The 23,453-nt window shown below is 39.0% G+C and carries 17 protein-coding genes and 1 pseudogene; 4 read left to right on the plus strand and 14 right to left on the minus strand.

The window, feature by feature from the left end; genetic code table 11:
* Nucleotides 1–43: 43 nt before the first annotated feature.
* From NST39_RS12680 to NST39_RS12700, 5 genes are all read right to left on the minus strand, one after another.
* On the minus strand, nt 44–241 hold the full coding sequence (locus NST39_RS12680) for a DNA-binding protein (RefSeq protein WP_341029973.1): 198 nt from the start codon (nt 239–241) through the stop codon (nt 44–46).
* A gap of 182 nt (nt 242–423) precedes the next feature.
* Nucleotides 424–915, minus strand: a complete 492-nt coding sequence (locus NST39_RS12685; RefSeq protein ID WP_341028681.1) for a DUF2716 domain-containing protein — start codon at nt 913–915, stop codon at nt 424–426.
* A 4-nt stretch (nt 916–919) separates the two neighbouring features.
* Nucleotides 920–7,915 carry a DNRLRE domain-containing protein gene (locus NST39_RS12690; protein WP_341028683.1) on the minus strand — a complete coding sequence of 2,332 codons (6,996 nt, stop codon included), beginning with the start codon at nt 7,913–7,915 and terminating at the stop codon, nt 920–922.
* Between the two features lie 166 nt (nt 7,916–8,081).
* Nucleotides 8,082–8,870, minus strand: a complete 789-nt coding sequence (gene blaBPU, locus NST39_RS12695; protein WP_341028684.1) for a BPU family class D beta-lactamase — start codon at nt 8,868–8,870, stop codon at nt 8,082–8,084.
* Nucleotides 8,871–8,994: 124 nt separating this feature from the next.
* Nucleotides 8,995–10,158 (minus strand): acyl-CoA dehydrogenase family protein, encoded by a 1,164-nt coding sequence (locus tag NST39_RS12700; protein ID WP_341028686.1) that lies wholly within the window; start codon nt 10,156–10,158, stop codon nt 8,995–8,997.
* Nucleotides 10,159–10,302: 144 nt separating this feature from the next.
* Between NST39_RS12700 and NST39_RS12705 the strand changes: the two genes are divergently transcribed.
* Genes NST39_RS12705 through NST39_RS12720 form a run of 4 tightly spaced genes read left to right on the plus strand, consistent with a single transcriptional unit; the run spans nt 10,303 to nt 13,345 of the window.
* Entirely contained in the window at nt 10,303–11,067 is a 765-nt protein-coding gene (locus tag NST39_RS12705) for an amino acid ABC transporter ATP-binding protein (RefSeq protein WP_034620634.1), read from the plus strand.
* Entirely contained in the window at nt 11,064–11,924 is an 861-nt protein-coding gene (locus tag NST39_RS12710; RefSeq protein ID WP_341028687.1) for an amino acid ABC transporter substrate-binding protein, read from the plus strand. Before NST39_RS12705 ends, NST39_RS12710 begins: the two co-directional genes overlap by 4 nt.
* Nucleotides 11,921–12,619, plus strand: coding sequence for an amino acid ABC transporter permease (locus NST39_RS12715; protein ID WP_003216763.1), 699 nt, complete (start codon nt 11,921–11,923; stop codon nt 12,617–12,619). Before NST39_RS12710 ends, NST39_RS12715 begins: the two co-directional genes overlap by 4 nt.
* A gap of 12 nt (nt 12,620–12,631) precedes the next feature.
* On the plus strand, nt 12,632–13,345 hold the full coding sequence (locus tag NST39_RS12720) for an amino acid ABC transporter permease (RefSeq protein WP_341028688.1): 714 nt from the start codon (nt 12,632–12,634) through the stop codon (nt 13,343–13,345).
* A gap of 156 nt (nt 13,346–13,501) precedes the next feature.
* On the opposite strand, the gene NST39_RS12725 is transcribed toward NST39_RS12720, so the two are convergent.
* The 9 genes and pseudogenes from NST39_RS12725 to fdhA form a co-directional block, all read right to left on the minus strand.
* On the minus strand, nt 13,502–14,542 hold the full coding sequence (locus NST39_RS12725; protein ID WP_341028690.1) for a 2,3-butanediol dehydrogenase: 1,041 nt from the start codon (nt 14,540–14,542) through the stop codon (nt 13,502–13,504).
* A 70-nt stretch (nt 14,543–14,612) separates the two neighbouring features.
* Nucleotides 14,613–15,833, minus strand: a complete 1,221-nt coding sequence (locus NST39_RS12730; RefSeq protein WP_106065651.1) for an MFS transporter — start codon at nt 15,831–15,833, stop codon at nt 14,613–14,615.
* Between the two features lie 372 nt (nt 15,834–16,205).
* The gene (locus NST39_RS12735; protein WP_106066927.1) at nt 16,206–16,955 is read right to left on the minus strand and encodes an SDR family oxidoreductase; all 750 of its coding nucleotides are present in this window, start codon (nt 16,953–16,955) and stop codon (nt 16,206–16,208) included.
* A gap of 167 nt (nt 16,956–17,122) precedes the next feature.
* A complete protein-coding gene (locus tag NST39_RS12740) occupies nt 17,123–18,280 on the minus strand; it encodes an iron-containing alcohol dehydrogenase (protein ID WP_341028694.1) in 1,158 nt (385 codons plus the stop codon).
* Nucleotides 18,277–18,516: pseudogene (locus NST39_RS12745) on the minus strand (alanine:cation symporter family protein); the annotation flags it as partial. The pseudogene NST39_RS12745 and the gene NST39_RS12740, both read right to left, overlap by 4 nt.
* An 88-nt stretch (nt 18,517–18,604) precedes the next feature.
* Nucleotides 18,605–19,726: an ABC transporter permease gene (locus tag NST39_RS12750; RefSeq protein WP_341028697.1), complete on the minus strand. Its 1,122-nt coding sequence runs from the start codon at nt 19,724–19,726 to the stop codon at nt 18,605–18,607.
* Nucleotides 19,719–20,885, minus strand: a complete 1,167-nt coding sequence (locus NST39_RS12755; RefSeq protein WP_341028700.1) for an ABC transporter permease — start codon at nt 20,883–20,885, stop codon at nt 19,719–19,721. The genes NST39_RS12750 and NST39_RS12755 overlap by 8 nt, the downstream gene beginning before the upstream one ends.
* A 19-nt stretch (nt 20,886–20,904) precedes the next feature.
* Nucleotides 20,905–21,849: an ABC transporter ATP-binding protein gene (locus tag NST39_RS12760; protein WP_341028702.1), complete on the minus strand. Its 945-nt coding sequence runs from the start codon at nt 21,847–21,849 to the stop codon at nt 20,905–20,907.
* 198 nt (nt 21,850–22,047) lie between these two features.
* Complete coding sequence (fdhA, locus tag NST39_RS12765; protein WP_050943691.1) at nt 22,048–23,262, minus strand: formaldehyde dehydrogenase, glutathione-independent; 1,215 nt, start codon at nt 23,260–23,262, stop codon at nt 22,048–22,050.
* Nucleotides 23,263–23,453 lie beyond the last annotated feature (191 nt).

Genomic DNA, 23,453 nt, shown 5'->3' on the forward strand with positions numbered 1-23,453 from the left:
TGAGGTTTAACCATAAGAATATAGCAAGCTGATATACTAGGAACTATTGGTACTTTTCTATCCAGTCATTCAAATCATCTACAGAATGCAAGTAAGAATGAGGTGTATCTTTCAAATCAATTCCACTCAAAAGAATTAACATATCCCAAACTTGATCATCGTCTATTTTTGGATCGTCTGCAGAAACGTAAATTTCAGCCCAATCAGATACTTTTTCTATTGTGATCGTCCCCTTCAAAATATCTTAAACTTATAGATGTTCATCAACTTGTTGTTTATTTAACCGAAAAACAAAATGTGCCTTATAGTACATACTACAAAGCACATTTCCAATAACACTATCAAGTCATTTAAATTTCTTCAAAATGAAAATTTATATTTCACATAGTATTTTTGCATTTAAAATAATTCTGTTTTAACAATCTAAAAAAAACTATTTTTACGATCTTTTAAAATTTTGGGTTTGTTTTTTTCAATTTCTAACAACAAACTTTCACCATAAATAATAATTTGATGTTGAACTGGATCCCCCAGTACCCCCCATTCCAAATCCGCTTTAAAGAAAAAACGATAATCTCCATCAGGATAAGGTGGAATAAGCCAGTCTCCGAAATCATCTAATTCCATCGGCATATGTGGTGAAAAAGAATAACCGGAGTGTTGCCATTCCAAAGCGTAAATTCGTTCATTAAAATCAGTGCATTTTTTAAAAAAAGTTAAAATATCACATTCGAATTCCTCTAGTTCATTTAAATTATACTTTGTATTTCGATCACTCATTTTAATATAAAACCTTTTGTATGGTTTTGGAGGTTTTATTTTTACTAATTTACTACCAGGATTCCATTTAATTTTTTTATGAACAATATTCCATAACTCTTCATTTTTTTTATCGGTTAAGATATCCCAGTTCATTTCTTCACCTTATTCTTTTAAATGACTTATAATGATTTTTAGTATAATACATCTTCCCATTACTTCCATACACAATTCTCTCATTACCTCTATTTATATCTTTAATCTTTGGTTTTACATCATATTCTCTATATGTTGTGTTTCCAGGTAGCTTCCAATATCTTTTTTTCTTAGGTTTGTTGCGATATGTGCGACCACCTTTATATCCTTTCGGTGCTGCTCCTCCTTTAGAGGAAATATGTTTTGCTACTTTTTTAACATGCGCCGGTGCCTTATGCACTCTCTTAAGACGATACGCCTTATAAGCTATTTTTGCACCTTTAACCACAGCGCTTCCGACTAAACCTATTGCTGCAGCTTTAGCTACACCCCGCCAGCCTTTACCTGATTTATAAGCTTTGTATCCATCATATACCGCAAATCCTGCATTCACAACATACCATACCCAATGGCCGTCTGGGTCCACATTCATGACTGGGTTGTTGTTTCCATAGGTATATCCGTTTTGATCTAGTGCATCTCCATCGCTTCCTGGGTCTGGGTCAAGTGATAGGAATACGCCATTTTTCGGTTCATAGTAGCGGGCGATTAAATAGTAAAGTCCTGTTTCTTCGTCGAAGCGGTAGCCAGCATAGCGATATGGGTTTTCTTTTACTTCTTCATCTTCTTTTACCTTTGTTGGAACGCCCCATATATCGTATTCGTACTCAGCAACGATTTTTCCTGCACTATTTGTGATGGCAATGACATCACCGTGTGCATTGTAGTGATAGAAATATTTTTTCTCGTTTTGTGTGAATGCAAGGAGTTGTCCACTCTCACCGTATGTGTATGCTTTTGTGACTTCGTTGTCCCCATCTGTTTCATATAAAACATTTAGGCTGTCGCCGTCATAAAAATAATTGGTGACTTTTCCATTCACTGTTTTTTGAATTCTATATCCACGCTCATCATATTTATAAGTGACAAATGGCTTGTCTTCGCCTTTTTTCGTGATGGCCGTTATGTTATCTTCTGCATCCCATTCATAAAGGAATTGCCTGTCAGACGTTCTATTGCCATTTTTATCATAAGTCAATGTCTCATCATTTACCTTTGTCAGCTGGTTCATGATGTTGAATGATGCATTGTTTGTTTTCTTATTGCCATTTTTTTCAGTCGTTACTGTTTTTCTGTTTCCAAACCCATCATATGTGTACTCAATAACCGTGCCATCTGGATGAGTTTCTTTGATCAATTGATCTAATTTTCCATATTCATAACGAATCTTCCCGTTGCTTCCTTGATCAAGCGTTATTCTGTTTCCATTTTGATCATATTCGTAAGCTTCGTTTAAGATTGTCGTGCCTTGGCTTGTTCCAATGTGCAAATCATTGATTAAGTTGCGCTCATCATAAGCAAAGCTAGCACCACTGCCGTTACCTGTAATAAAGGACTGGACATTTCCATTTTCATCATAATCAAACGAATACGTAGAACTCGAATCCTTCATCTGCGTCATTTGATCAAGCTTATTGTAACTGAATTGGTTCGTTCCTTTTTGATTTCCGTGTGTCCACTCAAAGGATTTCAGTTTATCTGAATTGGCTGGATACGTCCAAGTTTGGCTACTGCCACGCTCTGTTAACTTTGTGATGCGGTTTTGTTGGTCAAATGTTCGATTTTTGGTTGTGTTTTGTTCTTTGTTGACAACCGTTGTTTCGTTCCCATTTTTATCATAGCTAAAGTGATATTTTTCTGTTCCATTGTATGACTTTGATTTCACTCGGTCTGTTCCATCATACGTGAGAGACACTTCATGTCCATTAGCAGAAATGGTTTTGATTAAGTTGCTATTCGCATCATATTCACTTTTTAACACATTTCCTAATGGATCAATGGTTTTTGTCAATTTGCCCATTAGGTCGTATTCAAATTGATACGTCTGATCTGAATCAGCACGAATGGTTTTCGACCGTTCATTGCCCTCTTTATCGTAGGTTCTCACAATAGATGTCCCGTTAGATAAAGTGATTTTCTTCAGCTGATCAGCCTGGTCATATTCAAATGTTGTTTTTTCGCCTTTCGCATCTGTTTCAGAAAGATTTTTGCCCGTTTCGTCGTAGGCAGATTGAGATGAGTAACCAAGCTCATCCTCTTCTTTAACTGCATAGTTCCCTTTCTCGTCGTAAGTGGTTTTCGTTAACAGACTACCTTCTACTAGACGGATATCATCAAACCAAACCGTTCCAGTCGCGCTTTTTTGGAAAACAATCTGAACGTCGACTTTTTTCAATGGTTTTGTTTTTGGTATGACAACCGCTGCTCGGTTCCACTCTTGTGTACCGGTTGGGAATTTCGCATTAAACGTTCCTGTTGTGCCATCTGTATACGTAACGGACGCTTGAAGTGAGTAGTCATTTTCATTTGAGACTTTGACATTTTCAGCCTTAGACATCCCAGTCAATGTGACATACACAGATTGATCATTTGCACTTTGTTCAATCGGTACAGATTGTTTATAGATGACATTTGCTTGAGATGAAGAGGTTCTTGTCATTTTTAACGAAACGTCATCGTTAAAGCCTTCTTCATTATCTAATGAACCACCTGTTCCGCTCCAGCTTGTTGTTTTATCCGTAAAGGAATTATTTTTGACTGGATTATAACTTGATGAAACTTCGCCTTTTTCTAGCTGAATCTCATCGAACCAAGCTTTTCCTTTTCCAGCCTTATCTCGATGATCCACTTCCATATAGATCACAGCTTTGCCTGCATGAGATGGCGTCGTAAACGTGACTTGGCGTTTTGTCCAATCGTTTTTGCCTGATAATGTGCTGTAGCCATTGCTGATCCATTGAATTCGTTTGTTGTTTGTATCTCTTAAATCGATGTTAAAAAATGCTCTTGCTTTTGTTAGCTCTGTCTTTATTTTTCCACTCAGTGTATAAGTCGTATTTGGCTCTAGTATTACTTCTTGAGTAGCAGAAGAATAGCCAAGTTCGGTTCCTTCCGTTGTGGATTGTGAACTGATCTCTAACACTCGATTACCAGATAACGCACCACTTTTCCCAGCTATTTGCGCTAATTTCCCGTCATCCTTAGATGCTGTAAGCTTCCAGCCAGTTAGCGTATCTTCAAAACTGCCATTTTTTAATATACTCGCACCTGCAGCAAGTTCTTTACTCGTTTGTACCAAATTCCCGTACGAGTCATAAATACTTGCTGAAGACATATTTCCACTTTGATCCGTTTCAGATACAGCATCTAATCCATCGTAGGCGATATCTGTAATATCTCCTTCTGTATCTTTCACTTTAGTGACATCATTATTTTTGTTATACTCGTAGGTTTCTGTCCCGTAAGCATCTTTCGCCTGAATGACGTTGCCATTTTTGTCATACGAATAGCTTTCTGTAGCTTTTCCTTTCTCTACATCATTTGGGTCAGTTTCTTCTACGATTTGGTTGCCTTCATATTTCGTTTTAGTGGTGATTTTAAGCCCTTCCGCATCATCTACAACTTGAATTGGATTGGCTGCTTCGTTATACGTATACTGTATTTTCCGGCCGTTTGGCTGCGTCAGCATGAGTGTCTTTTTAGATAAATCATATGCGTACTCAAAGGTTTCTTTTTTTGCATTGATCGCTTTGACTAAACGGTGATTTTCATATTGGTATTCTGTAAAAACAGGCTGATCTTCTGTGCTGTTTTGAGAGAATTGTTTAATCAATCTGCCTTCTTTGTCGTATTCATATGAGATACTCGTTCCATCTGAATCAATGACTTTCATTAGGAAGCCTGCATCATACTCATATGAAAGCTTTTTTCCTTTTGGTCCTTGAACCGAGATGATATGACCATCTTCATCATATTCCATTGTTATTTTTCGGCCAGATGCATCTTCTATTGATGTGAGCTGATTGTTTTCGTTATATTTGTATGTCGTTGTATTTTTATGTCCATCTACAACCTTGGCGATTTTCCCACCGTTTTTACTAAAGTGCGCAAAGGTTTGATCCTTCGTTTTTAACATGTATTCATCTTTCGATTCCGTTAATTCAAGGAAAATACCTGTTGGTGGTTGATACGTACCATCTGCTTTTTTTGTAAAAACATGAGTTGTGGCATCCTCATCAAGATAGATGGCACCTTCTTTTGTTGGCGTGATGCTTGTTTCTACATCTGCGTACCACCCTTGACCAAACAGATGGTCAGCTGCATCTAAACTGTTGTATGTGCGACCAATTCCAAGTCCCGGTCCTCTACCATCAATCGACATTTCTTCTTCACTGACAATGACATTACCAGTTGCACCATTAAGCTGGCCGTCTGGTATATCAATAATCGACCAGTAATCCTCTGTTCCAAGAAATTCGGCACCTTCATGGAATGTCGGGTTAAAGGCTGGTGTCGGAATGGTTTCTCCATTTGCATCGTAGGCGGAAAGAGTAAAGGAGTAGTTCTTGCGTCCTTTATAATTTCCATTCGCATTTTCATATACTGGTGATGGGTCTAGCGATAATTCTCCGCCCTTACCATCTGTATGAAGCACATATTTCCCACTTTTAACTTCAGTAGGAGTCGGCCAAATATTCTTGTTTTGTGTTGTCCAGTGATCGACATCACCAACATCAAATGATTGATATGCCTTACCATTATAGATGTTAATTTTATACCCTTTTGCATTTTTCACTTTGTCCCAATGTAAATTGATATAACCCGTTTGGCTCTCTTTCGTATTCGTATAAGCATATCCAGATAAAGCTTTCGGTCTAGATAAATCAGGTAAAGTTGGTCCAGCTGGCGGTGAAGCAATAGCTTCTCCATCTTTATTGTAGGCAATCACTCTGAAGGAATAATGTTTTTGAGCCGCATCTCCTCCAGCATTTTTGTAAGTCGCACCAGGATGAATTGGAAGCTCCGCCCCTTTGCCATCTTGGAGGTGCAATGCATATTTACCTGCTTTGATCTCAGCAACTGTCGGCCATACTTTTTTCCCTTTTGTTGACCATGATGTTTGATTCCCAAGATCCAATGTCTCGTAGCTTTTCCCATTAAACATTTGTAATTTATAACCGGTCGCACCGGAAACTGAATTCCAAGAAAGATCAAAGTAACCTGTTGCGTTGTTATTATTGAAGCCTTTTGTACTAGGTGCTTTCGCTCTAGCTACATTTGGCACGACAGGTTTTACTTTTGCTGACATTGCGCCTTCACCTTGGTCAAAAATTGCACTTACAGCTACCCAATAATTTTTACTTGTCGCATAATTGCCGCCTGAGTTTTTGTAAACTGGAGAAGGATCAACTGCTAATTCAGTGCCACCTTTTCCATCTAAATGAAGTTTATATTTTTTAGCTGCAATCTCGCTTGCTGTCGGCCATATATTTTTTCCTTTTGTACTCCATGATGCTACATTTCCAACTGAAATGGCTTCATACTCTTTTCCGTTATATAGCCATACTTTATAGCCTTTAGCACCAGACACCTTTTTCCAACTTAAATTGAAGTAACCTGTTCCATTTCCATTACTAAAACCTTTTACAGTTGGTGCATTTGCCTGTGGAATGGTATACGTTACTTCAATGACTGGTTTTTTGGTTGAGTTTGTTGATGAGATCAGTTTTTTCCAATGGTCTTGTTTATTTCCATTCGCATGTAATTTAAATCCATAGTTGGCTGTCCCACTATTCCAAGCTTTGATGGTCGATGTCACATCATAGCTCGCCCATTGTCCTTTATATACATTGGCTTTGCCGATGTTTTTGGAGCTTGGTTTATTGTTCCATGTTAGTTTTGTATGGTCATAGTTGGCATTCACTGTATCCAGCCAAAGACCAGTAGCCTTCGTCCCGTAATATGAATGAGCAACATATGTTTTAAGCGTCGCTTTTGTTACATTCATATTTTGAATCGGCTTGAATGAATTAAACTTCATAAACGCATAGTTTGTACCAGTTGTTTTATCGTAATAACCTGTTTTGAGTACATAACTTTTAAGTTTAGCATCCCATTTTTGCGTAGAGGATGAATAATTTGTTGTTGGGTACTTACTCATGATAAATGTGTCTGCTGACACAGATAAAGAAGTCGAAGGATCGATAGACACAGGATAAACTCGTTCAGGATCTTTGAGCCATTTTTCATCTGCTGTCACACGAAGTAAATAACCATCGTCTTCTTTTTCTAATTTAAAGCTCACATCTTCTGAGCGAGCCACTTCACCTGACTTTTCATCTAAATTAGAATCCGTCATAAACGGTTTAGGGACTTGAAAAATGGTCCGTTTTTTCTGATCATAAAATGTAATAGAACCGTCTTCCACAATTTCCCCAGTTAGATCAGTCTTTATTTTAAATGTAAATGAATTGTAACCATCATATTGATTGAGTACAATATCTTCTTTGTTGTTTTCATTAAAGGTAAATGATCGTAAATCTATATTTGGAAATACCTCTTCATATGTAAGCTCGTTGGTGTTCTCTTTAAATTGTGCAGAGGTATCTTTGGAATTGATTTCTGATTTGTTTTTCCCTGAAGCGTTTAAAATTGAAAATTCAATTTGATGCTTCTTGTGTTCAAATGTTGCATATAGTCCTTGTTTCATTTGCTTTTGAAAAGTTGTTTCTAATTTCGCATTTTCTGTTTCTATTTCTTTTTTCGAGATCGTCTTTAATTCTGGAGAGATGTCCTCCCACTCAGCATCTGGGGTCTCTTTTATATGAATTGGATCAGGATATACCTCTTGTGTAAATACACCCTCTCCTTCATAAAAAAGCTTGCTGTTTTCTGTTCTTTCTGAAAGAACTTCTCCATCCTTTCCAATTTCATTTTCGTCAATACCTGCCATTTCCAGAGCTTTTGAATTATCTAATTCTTCTAAGCTGTTATGACTTGATTTTGTATTTTTGTCATGTCCTTCTGCAAAAATATCAGTAGGAAACATTGATAAAATCATCACAAACGCTAGTAGTGCTGCAATATTTCTTTTCCAATTTACTTTTCTTTTTAGGTTCATATTAATCTCCTTATCATATATTTGTAACATTTGTAACATTACGCCATATATAATAATACATTCGAAATGATACTTCAATATATTTCTATAAATATATCATTCTTTCAAACTAAACCATATATCATCAACTTATCAATATATATCCTTTTTCACATAAAAAAGCACCCTAAACGGATGCTTCAATCAAATGATATTTTTTCAAAATGCGATAGGTGATGTCTTTTGCTTCTATTCCGGTGCCTTCGATATTTGTGGCGAAGATGTAGGTTTTGTTTTCATGTTTGATAAAGCCTACGTACCAGCCGATGCCTGATCCCGAGCCTGTTTTTCCGTATAGGGTGGCGTATTTCTCTTCTTCTTGCACCATCATTCGTTTAACTGTTCTCATGTTCTTTAGGTCAAATGGAAGAGTCTCTTCATATAGCTGTTTGAGGAAACGAACTTGTTCGATTGGGGAAATTCGCAGGGTACTGCTTAACCAAAATTGATCGATTCCGCCAGATATGTCTTCGTTCCCATAATGAATGGCTTTGACCCAATGATTCATGCGTTTTTCTCCAATGTCACGCGCCATGGCTTGATAGTACCAGACGACTGAATCTCTCATCACAGATCCTAATGTATGATCCCTATTCCAGCTGTCAATCTCTCTTTTTACACCATCCCAATATTTGATGTCGTATTCATCTCTCACTGCGCCCGTTTGGAGTCCGATTAAGGCATTTGCTACCTTAAATGTCGATTGGGGCGCAAAGCGCTCTTTCGCTCTTTTTTTGTTATACACCCATGGGGACTTTTCTTTTACTTCTTGAATCACAAACGTGCCTTCCCGATTTTTAAAGAATTCATCTACTGACCACGCTGGTGATCTTGCTTCAGTTGATGACGACTGGCTGATACAAAGTGCCATCAGCACGATGCCAGAAAACAACCATTTTATATACTTTTTCTTCAAGACAACCGCTCCTTTTCTCATGATTTTCATGATTGTAGCATGCTTAAGCGATGGGACATAAGGTACGCTTGTCCTCTTTTCTTTCAAATAAAAAAAGCCGGTTTATCCGGCTTTTTGCTGTATATTAGCTCTCTTTTTTCTCTTGAATGGCCTGGTTCGCGATTTTTGATATCGTCATATCGTCCATTGGCGGGTTATGGAGCCCGGCACGAATATCTCGATAGTAACGCTGCAGTGGACAGTCTAGACTTAAGCTTTTCGCGCCGACTAAACGCATAGCTTTATCGACAACTTGCAAACTATGATTAACGACGGTATGCTTCACAGCACCAAATTCATTGATTAACAGCTCTCTTTTCTCTGGCTGTTCATACAATGTGGTCGTTGAGTAGATGACGTGGCGTGCTTGCTTTAATAGTAAGTCGATTTCACCAATCAGTGTTTGGACATTTGGCAGGTCACTAATTGTGCCGTTAATGCTGTTCGGTGAATGGGTGATGGCATATTGAACAGCATAGTCTCTTGCTGCTTGTGCAATGCCTAAATAGCAGGACGGAATATGAGCGATCCAAGGATTTAGCATACCGCCCCGCGGCCCTTTTTGCACCTCCACAAGCATGTCATCTGAAACCTTCACCTGATCTAAGATTAAATCATGACTTTCAGTTCCTCTCATGCCCACAACATTCCACGTTTCTTCTATTGAAATACCTTCTGTCTCACGATGAATTAAGAAGAAGCCTATTGCCTCTTTTTCCTCGATCCATACGCCGACTAAAAAGTATGTAAGTGCCGGTGACATCGTTGTGAAAATTTTACGTCCATTGATGATCCACTCATTACCTGATCTAGTGGCTGTTGTCCCAGGCTTCCCGCCTCTTGTTGGACTGCCTGTCTGCGCCTCGCTCACGGCACGGTTGACAAGGGCGCCCTTCTTCACTTCTTCCGCAAAGAATTGCAGCTGCTGCTCATTCCATTGTTTCTTTTCGTAAATTTCGCCTACAACCCCTTGGTGCCAGCCGATTGATAAGGCAGTCGCTCCGTCCATACTGCCGAGCGTCTCTTGAAACAGAACCATATCCTTCACAGATTGACCTCCGCCTCCGTATTCAGCAGGAAGAGACAACGTCGTATAGCCCATCTCTACTAATGATTCAATATTTTTTTCAGGAAAATAAGCGCCTTCATCATGTTCTTTTGCCGTTTGTTCGATCGTTTCACGAAGAGATTCTAGTTGATTGAGCCATGTTTTTTGAAAATCGGTATCGACAAATAATGCTTTAGACAAAACGTATCCAACTCCTCTATATCTCACAATCTATCATATCTGATTTTTCCAATCGGAATAAATAAAACACACTTTACTTATAGGATTTAATGTGTTAAATTTTATCAATATTAAGTACATATGTCAAAGGAACGTGATGCTTTTATGATTTCAGCTACTAATCTACATAAATCTTATGGGCAGACCCATGTGTTAAAAGGAATTGATTTTACCGTACAAGAAGGTGAAGTGGTCGCCATTATTGGACCGAGCGGATCAGGAAAAACAACACTTCTTCGCAGCTTAAACAGCCTCGATATTCCAGACAAAGGTGAGCTGACGGTTGGTGAAGCCACGATTCAATTTGAACGATATCATAAAAAAGATCTGCTAAAACTCAGGCAGCAATCCTCCATGGTGTTTCAGCATTATCACTTGTTTCAGAATAAACGAGCACTTGAAAATATTACAGAAGGATTGATCGTGTCTCAAAACATGTCTAAAAAAGAAGCAGAAAAGGTCGGAGAGCAATTTTTAACGCGAATTGGACTGCTTCATAAAAAGGATGCATTTCCGAGTGAATTATCCGGTGGTCAGCAGCAGCGAATTGGCATAGCCCGTGCACTTGCGATGAACCCTTCAGTGCTTTTGTTTGATGAACCTACGTCGGCACTGGACCCAGAGATGGTAGGAGAAATTCTTGAAATGATCAAAGATATTGCGAGCCAAGGGATGACAATGGTCATTGTGACGCATGAAATTTCTTTTGCAAAGGACGTGGCGGATACGGTGATCTTTATGGCAGATGGCGAAATCGTTGAAAAAGGCTCACCAGAAGACGTCCTATTGAAGCCACAGCATGAACGAACGAAACAATTTTTATCAAGAATTCATCGCGGCATGTGGCAAGAATCGGAGAAAGACAAATGAAACAAAAGACAGCATTCATAACGGCCGGTGTCCTTCTGTTTCTTCTCTCTCTGCTGGGCTGTAGCAGTGTGAAAACCACGACAGATGATGGTAGAAAAATTGTAAAAGTCGCACTGAGTGCAGAGGTCAATCCACCCTTTTTAGCAACAAATGAACGAAACGAACCGATTGGCTATAACATTGATTATTTAAATGAAGTGGAAAAAAGACTTCCTCACGTACATTTTGATTACATTTTTGGCGAGGAAGAATCGAATTTAATTGGTGTAGGCGCAGGGAAGTTTGAAATGGCGGCTAATTGGTTTTTTAGTAATCCTGAACGTGAAAAGCGTTTCCTTTACCCTAAGGTCCCGTATGGTTATTCGATGACAGGTTTAATTGTGAATGAATCAGACAAGGAGATTCGATCGCTTGATGATATGACATCTAAAAAACTGGCCCCTGTCAGCCCTAGCGGAGGCTTGCGTTCGATATTAAATCAATATAATAAAGAGCATGATCCGGATATTCCGTTGACGACTATTGAAAGTCCTTCAAATGAACTCAACTTAAAGCGTGTTGAAACCGGACGGTCCGATGCAGCATTTATGAACATTTCAACCTTTGATACCATTCAAAAGCATTTAAACCTAAAGGTCAAAGTTGGCGGCATTGTGTCAAAGGAGCCTATCTATCTTGTCTTACAGCCAAGCGAGAAGCAGCTTGCAGAAGATTTGGACCGGATCACCCAAGAGATGATTGATGATGGAACACTGCCTAAGCTAGCGAAAAAGTGGTTTGGGGTTGATTTCTTTCAAGATATTGATGACATCTCAGAGCAAGGCGATCAAAATGAAGAAAGGAAGGAAGCGTCATGACGTTTACAGCTGGAGATTGGTTGCGCATTTTTTTACAGGTGCTTGAACGCCTGCCACTCACTTTTTTCATTATTATCGTGTCATTGTTTTTTGCCATCATCATCGGCTTGCTATTTGCATGTATTCGTATCAAACAAATCCCAGTACTGAAGCAATTGGCTGTTATTTATTTATCTTTTACACGGAGTACGCCTTTAATTGTTCAGCTTTTCTTGATTTATTTTGGCCTGCCTCAGCTTTTGCTTGTGGCAGGGATTCAAATCAATCATTGGGATCGTGTGCTATTTGTAATGATGACGTTTTCTTTACATACGGGCGCTTATTTATCTGAAGTCTTTCGCAGTGCGTATTCATCTGTCGGGAAGGATCAGCTCGAGGCCGCCTACATTGTTGGGATGACAGATACACAGGCGTTGATTAGGATCATTATCCCGCAGGCCTTCCTCATTGCACTGCCGAACCTCGGAAATTACACCATTGATCTCGTGAAAGACACAGCGATTGCCTTTACAATCGGACTCATTGATATCATGGGACAGGTGAAGATCATTTTAGGAAATAACTACGGAATCGGTATGTTTGAGGTGTATGTGATCATTGCGATTGTGTATTGGCTCATTTGTATGAGTATTGAACTGATCACCATGCTGCTTGAAAGGAAATTTGTAAAAGGCCGCACCAGCCTGTCACGTTAAGGAGGCGATTTGATGCAAACCATTGATATTCCATTTGCGATTGACCAAGTACCTCATATTTTAAAAGGCGTTCCTTTTACTTTATTGATTGCACTCGTTTCCATGACTGTAAGCCTGATGATTGGATCTGTTTTTGCTTTCATTCGTCTCTTTCGCATTCCTGTACTCAGGCAGCTTGTGACGCTTTATGTCTCCTTTTTTAGAGGAACACCTCTTATTGTTCAGTTGTTCGCTTTCTTTTATGGACTTCCTTTTGTTCTAACCAAAGTGAACGATACATTCGGGCTGACCTTTCATCCAGATATGGTCTCCCCATTAGCTGTTGCCCTTATTACATTCAGCCTCCATTCAGCCGCCCATTTAACAGAGGTTGTTCGGAGTGCACTTCTTGCGGTAGACAAAGGGCAGCTTGAAGCAGCAAAAATTGTGGGGATGACGACACGCCAAGCAATGATGCGCATTATTTTGCCACAGGCATTTGTGGTTGCCTTACCGAATCTAGGAAATCAGCTCATTCAGTTATTAAAAGCTACATCTCTTTCGTTTACAATTGGTGTACTTGAAATTATGGGTATTTCCCGGATTATTGCAAATGATGGCTATCAGTTTTTAGAAACATACCTCGTATCTGCGTTGATCTATTGGCTGCTTAGCATTTTCTTTGAACTCGCTTTTGCTTTGTTAGAGAAACGAGTCAGCATGTACGGAAGATCTCTTGGACGATAAAAAAGTCGATCAGGCACGAGAACCTGATCGACTTTTTTTGATCCATTTATTCACCTTTTTTTAAGTATGTTAAAGGAAATTGTCCTGCTCTTTCCATTGATTGATCACTATGAATAGAAAAGAGAATGGCTTTTACCATTCCCCTTCGTTGTCTTACTATTCAGCACTAACTAAAATTTTCACTTGATCTTTTTCATTGATTAATGCATGGAAACCATCTTCGATCACATCATCCAACTTGATTTTCTTTGTGACGAGCGTATCAGCAGAGAAATAGCCTTTTCTCATTAAGTTTAATACAGATGGGAATACGTCTCTGTAGCCGATAATTCCTTTGACTGTACGTTCTTTAATGACAATGTCATTTGGCATAATTTCTGCGCCTTTTTCCCAAATACTCACAATGACTGTTTCACCTGAAATTCTAGTTGATTGGATTGCTTGCTTCAATACAACAGGTACACCTGTCACTTCAAAAGAAACATTGACGCCACCGTTTGTACGGCGTGCAATTTCTTGAACAACATCTTCATATTGAGAAGGATCAACAATGATCGCTCCAAGCTCTTTCGCTTTTTCTTGGCGTTCTTTAGATAATTCTACTGCGTAAATATCAGTAGCACCAGCTGCTTTTAATGCTTCAATAACAAGCAAGCCAATTGGTCCGCAACCAAACACAGCCGCTGTATCGCCAGCTTGTACTTTACTAGAACGAACCGCATATAAAGCAACTGCTGAAGGCTCTACAAGTGCCCCTTGCTCATATGAAATTTCGTCTGGTAATAAATGAAGTAATTCTTCATCGACAGATACATATTCAGAGAATCCACCGCCGCCTCCGGCAAGTCCTAAAAAGCCCATGTTTTCATCTAAGTTGTAAGCACCTTGATGTCCGTGAGTTGCAAAAATAGGCTCAACAACCACTCGATCGCCTACTTTGTAATTGCTGACGTCTTCTCCTACTTCAACAACCTCACCAGAAAATTCATGTCCCAGTGTAATAGGAGCTTTTTCTTTTGTCAGTGGATGAGGTTCATTCACTGGAATGAAGATAGGTCCTCCTAGATATTCATGTAAATCACTACCACAAATGCCGCACCATTTTACTTTAAGTTTCACTTTTCCTGGAGCAACTTTTGGTTCATCAATTTCCTCTAGTCGAATGTCCTTTTGATCGTGCCAGCGTAGTGCTTTCATGTGTAAGACTCCTTTTCTCATCAATTTCATTAACTTACTTAAATAATCATAACATAATTTTTTTAATTTTCTAAGTAGGATGCACTATCTTTTTGCCAGTCAATGAACGAAAGATGACAAAACATAGCAATAAACAGACAAGAAACATACATACACACCCGGTGACAACGGAGGTTCGGATTGATAAAACATGTGCAAGTCCACCAGAGACACCTGTCAGCATGATCGTCAGAATAGCTTCAATCAAAGCATAAAAACTGGCTACCCTCCCCATCACCTCTACCGGGATATTCGTTTGATAGAAAGTCATAAAACCTGTGTTCGCAAATGCTAAAAAGAATGCTAATATAAAAAATCCAACAGCGGCTGCAAACAATGTGCTGGAAAAAGCATAAATGAGATAGCCACATGCCACAAACAAACTGCCAACCCCTAGCATGATCGAAACAGGCAGCTTCTCCACAATCACCGAATTGAGACCTGCCCCTGCGATAATGCCTGCCCCAGCTATACTCACAAGAAGACCATATTGTGTATCAGTTAACAGCAACACTTCTTTTGCAAAGGCTGTTTCAAGAGAGTCAATGGCAGTAGGAAGTACCGTGATAGCGGCACTAAATAATAAATACACCGCCATAATTTGGCGTGATGTCAAACTAAACCGAAGAACAAGCTTCGCATCCTCTTTTAACATCGAAAGAGAAAAGCGCTTTTGGTCAGCATCTTGTTTGAGCAAATTCGGTAAGCACATCGTTAACAGAGCAGATACCAACAAGCAGATCGCATTTATATAAATTGAAAAAACAGGTGTACCGATTAAAAAAAGCAAACCTGCTGCAGCGGGTCCAAGTAAAAATCCACCCGATTGTAATAATGAGCGAATGGCATTAAACCGTTTTCGGTTATTCGCCGGGATCAATCCTGTCATATAGACCATCGAAGCTGGATGAAACATCGCTTGTGCCATTTGAATAAGGAACACCATCACATACAGGGTAAGCAGATGTCCTGAAAATAACACAAAGGGTATACATGCGATCAGGATAGCCCGGCTGATATCTAAGCTGATCATCACTTTCCGCTGATTCAGCCTGTCAATCAAACTGCCAGACCAGCTGTTTGTCAAAAGAGCCGCAGCCGGTCTCAGCATATAGACGGCTGTTACAGCCAGCACAGAGCCCGTTTCTTGAAAAATAAGCAGATGGAGAGCAATCATATAAATCCATTCTCCTATGTTCGCAATTCCGATGGCTCCAAGCAGCAAACTCATATCCCGCCAATGTTTTTTCATCACTTTTCCCCCTATTTGTCATAAAAAAATCCCGCCCCCAAGACATTTCTGTCTTGAGGACGGGATTTACTCCGCGTTGCCACCTCAGTTTATTCATCTGTTGCCAGATGAACCTTAGCAGGTCATCATGAACCCATCTCTGTAACGGGAGAATGTCGCTGCACCACCATCCGAAGGAATCCGGTGAAGAGCTAAGAGGCTTGGTTCCATCATGCTGCCCGGCTCCTTCTCAGCTTCACGGAGTTCTCTGTGCGGGACGGCTCATGATGTACTCTTCTCTATTTGCGCTGTGTCTTTATTTCATCACGATCTTCAGCTGAATTGTTACATATTGTACAGCGCCTTGATCAAAGCGTCAATGTTTTTTTCGAGTTAATCAGCATAGATCATCTTTCTCGTCATGCCGCCATCAACGACTAAATCTGTGCCGGTCACAAATTGATTATCCTCATCGGTTAAATAAAAGCAAGCCTTCACAATATCCTTTGGTGTGCCGACTCGATTGGAAAGATGCTGCTTGTGGTCGATCTCTCGAAGATTCTCCTCATCCTTCGTTTCAATCCATCCAGGTGAAATGCTATTCACTGTGATATGATCCGGACTAAAAGAAGCCGCTAAGGCATGAGTCAGCGCCGATATTCCACCTTTTGATGCAGCATATGCTTCTGTGTTTGGCTCTGACATGGTTGCTCGGGTGGATGAAATGTTCACAATAGAACCGCCTTTTGGATTCTCTTTTATATAACGTGCTGCTTCTCTTGCACATAAAAAAGTTCCTCTTAGATTCGTCTGTAACACACGATCCCACTCATCGACCGTTAATTCATAAGGCGATACTGTACACATGACACCAGCATTATTAATGAGAATATCAATCGTTTTACAGCGCTCCACCGCAAACGACATTAAGTGTTGAATATCCGTTTCTTGCGTCACATCTGTTTTCTTAAAATAAGCTTCTAACGATTCTTTTTTTAGCTCTTTCTCCAATCGCTTCCCCTTCTCTTCATCTATATCTGCAAGCACCACTCGCGCTCCTTCTTTTGCATAGCCCCAGGCGATCATTTCACCAATTCCATTGGCTGCGCCTGTGATGACGACGGTTTTATTGTGAAAGTTCATCGTTTATCCAATCCTTTCTCCATCAGATGTTGTCGTCTATCATACCACTCATATGTAGACGATACCTAGCTACATGAAACATAAAAGAACACCCTCCAAGTGATAATGTCATGAGGAAGGTGTTCCTAGGGAATTCATTGATCATTCTATTTTTCTATATGGTGATTTTAAAAAGCAGCCTTTAAAATATCTAAGTAGTCGGCTTTCGTAACGGTACGAACATTGCTGGATGTAGAGCCGTTTTGTTCTGCTAATTCAGCCATTTTTTCAAAATCCTCTTCTTTAATATAAGATAAGTCTTTTAGTGCTGGAATACCTAAATTTTTTGTGAATATATACATGCCATCAATTAATTTTTGAATCGCCACATCATCTGAATCCGTTTTATCTGCAAAGCTCATTATTTTGGCAAGCTCTGCGTGTAATACCTTGTTTTCAACTGCATTGAATTGCATAACATAAGGCAAAAATACCGCGTTTGCGATACCATGAGGTGTATCATAAAGACTACCAAGTGCTTCTGCTAAGCAATGAACGGCTGCGACATCGGCTGAACCGAAGCATAAGCCAGCAAGTAAGCTCCCTTCCTGCATTTTGTATCTCGCTTCTAAATCAGAGCCATTTTCATATGCCTTGGGTAAGTATTTCACAATTGTCTCCATTGCACTTGCACCCATTGCTTTTGAAATAGGATTTGTTACTTTACAAGAATAGCCTTCAATAGCATGTACCAATGCATCTACACCTGTTGCGGCTGTTATGCCTTTTGGCACCGTCAATGTAAGAGCAGGATCTAAAATCGCAATGGTTGGCCGAAGCAAGGCATGTTTTAATGTGATTTTTTTATGTGAAGCAGCTAACGTAATGACAGATGAACGGGTCACCTCAGAGCCAGTACCAGCCGTTGTTGGGATACAAATTAATGGAGATAGATTAGCATACGCCTTCTTCCCTGATATATAATCTTCAGGAATGCCGCCATTTGGACCTAATAAAGCAATCGCTTTCGCCGTATCCATTGGACTTCCGCCACCAATCGCAATGACCGCTGATGCTTGTTCTTTTCTAAAGAGCTCTGCACCAGCTAGACATTCATTATCTCTAGGGTTTGGAGATACTTGATCAAATATAAAAACGGAATAACCGGCTTCCTGCAAATACGCTTCAATAGGCTGAACTAGCCCTGCGTTTCTCACACCAGCATCTGTCACAATCATCACTGTGGCGCCCGGCAATACAATATCCTCTACTATAGATCCAATTTCTTTTGATTGACCAGTCCCCATCATCATTTTTGTTTGGCAATGATATTCAAAATTCATCATGATTTTTCTACTCCTTCATTTAAGTTTGTTGAGTGAGCCGTTTGTTTTTCTGCTCCCCACCACTCTATTTCTTTTAAACCTGGAATGCTAGATGCATAAAAGACAGGATTTTTGCCTAACAGCCTTTGTTGAATATAATCATCTAAAGCGGCAAAAGCATATTTGCCTAGGATAGCAATTGCAATCAAATTGACAATTGCCATAATGGCCATCGACAAGTCGGCCAACGTCAATACTGAATAGTTATTGTATACAAAAGCCCTCTATAGCTATATAGAGGGGCTTAAGCTTTCTAAAAGATAAAAGTAATTTCATGGAAAGAGATTAATAGGATCGGATATTTTTCAAACCAATCACCATAAAAATAATCGTAAAAGCAGCTAAAACTGTGATGTCTAATAATAAGATAGTGTGATTAACAGTACCGCTCATCATCTCACCAAAACCAGACATCATCCATGTTTGCGGTATAGCCAACGAGATCTTCTTCATCATGTCTGGAACGATATCTAATGGCCAATAAATACCGCCTAGCATGCAAGTTCCTACAATGATAATTGCACTAAATACTTCAGCTTGCTTTTTTGTATGAGATAAGGTTGCAATCATAAAACCTAAACTCACAACAAGACCAATAACGAATGATCCAAACACTAAAATAAGCATAAAGTTGCCTAAGTATACATTGAAGAATAGTGATAATATGGTCAGAAGGACACCCAGTTGTATCCATCCAAGAAGAAAATAAGCTATGAAATAGCCCAATAGCACAGATATTTTCTGGATGGGACTTGAAAGTAATCTTTGCCATGTATAATCTTTATATTCCAAATGGATAGATGACGCTGAGCTTGAGATCGCAAACATCATAAACATAATAGTAAAGCCAAGCGGTATTAAATTTGGCTGCTGGGTTGCCTCACCATCTTGATTTTTTTCAACCAATGAAATGGTGCCAGATTCATTTAACTCGTTTAAAGCATTGGTGAGAGAAACACTTTTCTGCTCTTTTACACCCTGATTGATTTGATAAATGATGGACGCTGTCTCTTTTAAATAGGGAGATAAGACTGCATATTCCTCAGTTTTCTTATAAACTGTCACATCAAAAATCTCTTTGTTTTCTTTTAAATGGCTCTTTAATTGTCTTGCGACTTTAACTGACGCAACTGCCTTTTCATCATAAACTAAATCTTTTGCTTCGCTTTCAGTCGTCTTTATCCAATGAAATTTAGTGTTCTTTTCAAGGATATGAAAAATTTCTTGATTCAGTTTACCATCACTATGCTCTTGAATAAAAGCAACTATAGGTTTCTTTGTATCAGATGCCGTACTTCCAAAAATAAAACTAAATACGATTGGCATAACAAATAAAAAAATGAGCGTCAATGGGGACTTTAATGTTTCTTTTAGCTTTAAAGCAATAATGGCTGATATTTTATGCATAGCGATGCTTCCTTTCAAAAGACATTCTAATTAAAGCAGTGATGAAGAAAACTAGTCCCATCCCGCAGCTTAGTATAAACCCGCTTTGAATTTCACTAAAATCAGCACCTGCCATACTTTTCAAAAACATTTGAAGTGCAAGAGAATTAGGCAAGAAATAGCTTATGTTGATCAACCATTGTGGAAATAAGTATAAGGGAACCATACTTCCACCTAAAGCAGCTAACACTTGAGTGCCTAAAATCCCCACACTGTTAAACGTTTTTTCCCTTTTGATAAAAGAACCAATCAGCACCCCGAAACCCGCAGCATTTAATATAAAACTACATCCGATCATAACAACAGTAAAAGGCTCTCCCCAGTTCACCTTAAAGACAAAGCTAGTAAATAAAATAATGACCGCAAGTTGAATCATACTCATCAAAACAATACCCAATAACTTTCCAACGATGTAACTAGTATTGCTTAATTTTGATACAACTAACCTTTTATAAACCTCTTCCTCTTTTTCCTCTATCATACTTCCAACTAAGAAAACAACAGTCATTAATAAAAAAAGCACACCCATCCCGCCCGCGTAGTATTGGAAAGACGTAATCGGCTGGCTGTTGATATGGATATTCCTTTCGTTCACCAGTTCCTTCTTTAGTTGATGAGAAACGATTTCCACTTTTTCACCTTGATTTAACGGCATCAGAATACGATTCATATGATAATTTTGAAAGAATTGTAGAACCACATTTTCTAAGACCATTTCTTGTAAGGCTGAATTTGGTCCTTTCAAAATATTCAATTGCACATGATGGTGATTTAATAGGCTTTTTTCAAAATTCGGCTTGATGATGATTCCCACTTTGATTTCTCTATTATTTAAATCTTTCTCTAGCTGATCTTTCGAGATGACCTTCACATCAATGATGTCACTGAGCCCACTATTAGACAATGTCGATAGAAACATTTTACTTGTAGCGGACTTATCTTGATCTGTAACTCCTACACGAAATGAATTGATGCTGACTTCACTTTCTTGCTTCATATTCTCTCCAAATGCTGCACCTAAAATAGCAATCAATATAATAGGCATAAAAAAAAGTGTAAAAAAGCTTTTCTTATCTCTAAAAAACAATAATAGATCTTTTAGTACAACCCAGATGCTCATGTGTTCACCTCTAAACAGTCTAATCCCTCAAATTTTTACTAGTTAAATACAAAAAGACATTTTCTAAATTTGGTTCTACGATTTCTGCTGAAATAATTTGAATATTTAATGCGGTCACACCTTGAATGAGATGGCTTAATAATTGCTGAGGATGTTGATCAAATATTTTCATTTGATTTCCTTGAACGACGATTTCCTTTAAAGGGTCGACTTCATGTATGAATTGACGCACTCGATCTATATCATTTTGTCCATGTTCATATTTAATGGTCAAAACAATTTCTCTTTGATTTCCGACAAGCTCACTTAATTCATGCTGATCCCCTAAAGCGATGATAGACCCATGATCCATAATAGCCATTCTTTCACATAAAAATTCGACTTCTTCCATGTAATGACTAGTATATATAATGGTCATTCCTTCTCCATTTAATGTCTTAACTGTTTCTAATATATGATTTCTAGATTGGGGATCTATGCCTACAGTTGGCTCATCCATGATTAATAGTTTAGGTTGATGTAATATCGCACAGCCGATATTCACTCTTCTTTTCATTCCTCCAGAGAATACTTTTACTTGATCATTTGCTCTATCTTTAAGACCAATTAGCTCAAGTGTTTCTTGTACTCTGCTTTTCAACTCTTTTCCTTTGAGTCCATACATTTTCCCCCAAAACATTAAATTTTCTTTTGCTGTCAATTGTAAATATAAAGCGATCTCTTGCGGAACAATTCCTATCATTTGCTGCGCTTTTTTTGTTTCTTTTTTTAAATCTATACCTTCAATCGTTATGGTGCCGCTTGTGGCATGAATCAGCCCTGTCAAGATGCCAATCAATGTGGATTTTCCCGCACCATTCGGACCTAATAGTCCAAAAGATTCTCCTTTTTTTAAGTGAAAGGTTATCCCTTTTAATACCTGTTTATCTTTATAATATTTCTTGATGTTGTGTACGTTTAGCAATCAATACCTCTCCCTAGTCATTTAAAATCAATTAAATCATCTGGTATGAACTTCAACTATAGAATAATTTTTCCAATTTATATATTTTAACATGAGATGTATTGCAAGAGAATAGTACAGGTCATTTTAAAATAGAACACAAAAAAACTTACAGGATACACTCTCCCGTAAGTTTTTTCGATTATTCTCATTGATTCATTATTTAGAAATCATCCCATGCGGGTCAATGACAAATTTCTTCGCTACACCTGAATCAAAGTCGCTGTATCCTTGAGGGGCTTGATCAAGGTTAATGACGGTCGCATTCACCGCTTTGGCGATTTGTGCTCTTCCGCTTAAAATGGATTTCATTAGACTGCGGTGATATTGCATGACAGGGGTTTGGCCTGTCACAAAGGTATGGGCTTTTGCCCAGCCGAGTCCAATTCGCACTTTCAGTGATCCAACTTTTGCATCAGCATCCACTGCACCTGGGTCTTCTGTGACGTAAAGCCCTGGGATTCCAAGTTTACCGCCAACTTTGGTAATATCCATAATTGTATTTAAAACGGTTGCAGGCGCTTCTCCTTGATCTCCATGACCTGAAGCCTCAAAGCCGACACAATCGACGGCACAGTCTACTTCTGGCTCTCCTAAGATATTGGTGATTTGTTCGCCGATTCGATCATGTTTTCTTAAATTGATCGTCTCACAGCCAAAGCTTCTGGCCTGCTCCAGCCTTTGTTCATTCAAATCACCGACAATGACCGTAGAAGCGCCAAGAAGCTGAGCGGAATGCGCTGCGGCAAGACCTACTGGCCCTGCACCGGCTATATATACAGTTGAACCAGGCTTTACTCCAGCCGTATAAGCACCGTGAAAACCTGTCGGGAAAATATCGGAAAGCATCGTCAGATCAAGTATTTTTTCCATCGCTTGATCTTTGTCTGGAAATTTCAGCAGCTGAAAATCTGCATACGGCACCATGACGTACTCGGATTGGCCGCCAACCCATCCGCCCATATCGACATATCCATAGGCAGAACCTGGACGGTCCGGGTTTACATTTAAGCACACATGGGTTTTTTGTTCCTTACACATGACGCATCGTCCGCAAGCAATATTAAAGGGAACAGACACAAGGTCTCCTTTTTGAATAAACTCCACATCTCGTCCAACCTCAACGACTTCACCTGTAATTTCATGACCAAGGACTAGTCCTGCAGGCGCAGTCGTACGACCTCTCACCATGTGCTGGTCACTTCCGCAAATATTCGTCGTCACTACTTTTAAAATGACGCCATGCTCACATTTGCGCCCCACATTGGCTTTCGGTACACCCGGGCCATCTCTTAAAATCAAATCAGGGTATCCAATATCCTCAACTGCTACATTTCCTGCTCCTTTATAAACGACACCTTTGTTTCCCGACATGTTTTCATTCCTCCCTTTTTGTTTAAAAATGAAGTCTCTACAATTTTCTCTATTTATGAAGCAATTCCCTGCTCCAAATGGCACAATTGATAAAAAAAAAGCGAAAAATGTCTATCACGGAGAGAAAAATGTATCTTCCAGTCAAATAAAAAAGAAAATATTGAAAAAAAAGCTAAACTTTTGAAGAACGG

The organism is Bacillus sp. FSL W8-0645 (genome assembly GCF_038007905.1).
Lineage (GTDB): Bacteria > Bacillota > Bacilli > Bacillales > Bacillaceae > Bacillus > Bacillus pumilus.

Coding starts and splice junctions, on each gene's coding strand:
- NST39_RS12685 (WP_341028681.1), bottom strand. CDS start 915: ATGAACTGGGATATCTTAACCGATAAAAAAAATGAAGAGTTATGGAAT.
- NST39_RS12690 (WP_341028683.1), bottom strand. CDS start 7,915: ATGAACCTAAAAAGAAAAGTAAATTGGAAAAGAAATATTGCAGCACTA.
- NST39_RS12705 (WP_034620634.1), top strand. CDS start 10,303: ATGATTTCAGCTACTAATCTACATAAATCTTATGGGCAGACCCATGTG.
- NST39_RS12710 (WP_341028687.1), top strand. CDS start 11,064: ATGAAACAAAAGACAGCATTCATAACGGCCGGTGTCCTTCTGTTTCTT.
- NST39_RS12715 (WP_003216763.1), top strand. CDS start 11,921: ATGACGTTTACAGCTGGAGATTGGTTGCGCATTTTTTTACAGGTGCTT.
- NST39_RS12720 (WP_341028688.1), top strand. CDS start 12,632: ATGCAAACCATTGATATTCCATTTGCGATTGACCAAGTACCTCATATT.
- NST39_RS12725 (WP_341028690.1), bottom strand. CDS start 14,542: ATGAAAGCACTACGCTGGCACGATCAAAAGGACATTCGACTAGAGGAA.
- NST39_RS12730 (WP_106065651.1), bottom strand. CDS start 15,833: ATGAAAAAACATTGGCGGGATATGAGTTTGCTGCTTGGAGCCATCGGA.
- NST39_RS12735 (WP_106066927.1), bottom strand. CDS start 16,955: ATGAACTTTCACAATAAAACCGTCGTCATCACAGGCGCAGCCAATGGA.
- NST39_RS12740 (WP_341028694.1), bottom strand. CDS start 18,280: ATGATGAATTTTGAATATCATTGCCAAACAAAAATGATGATGGGGACT.
- NST39_RS12750 (WP_341028697.1), bottom strand. CDS start 19,726: ATGCATAAAATATCAGCCATTATTGCTTTAAAGCTAAAAGAAACATTA.
- NST39_RS12755 (WP_341028700.1), bottom strand. CDS start 20,885: ATGAGCATCTGGGTTGTACTAAAAGATCTATTATTGTTTTTTAGAGAT.
- fdhA (WP_050943691.1), bottom strand. CDS start 23,262: ATGTCGGGAAACAAAGGTGTCGTTTATAAAGGAGCAGGAAATGTAGCA.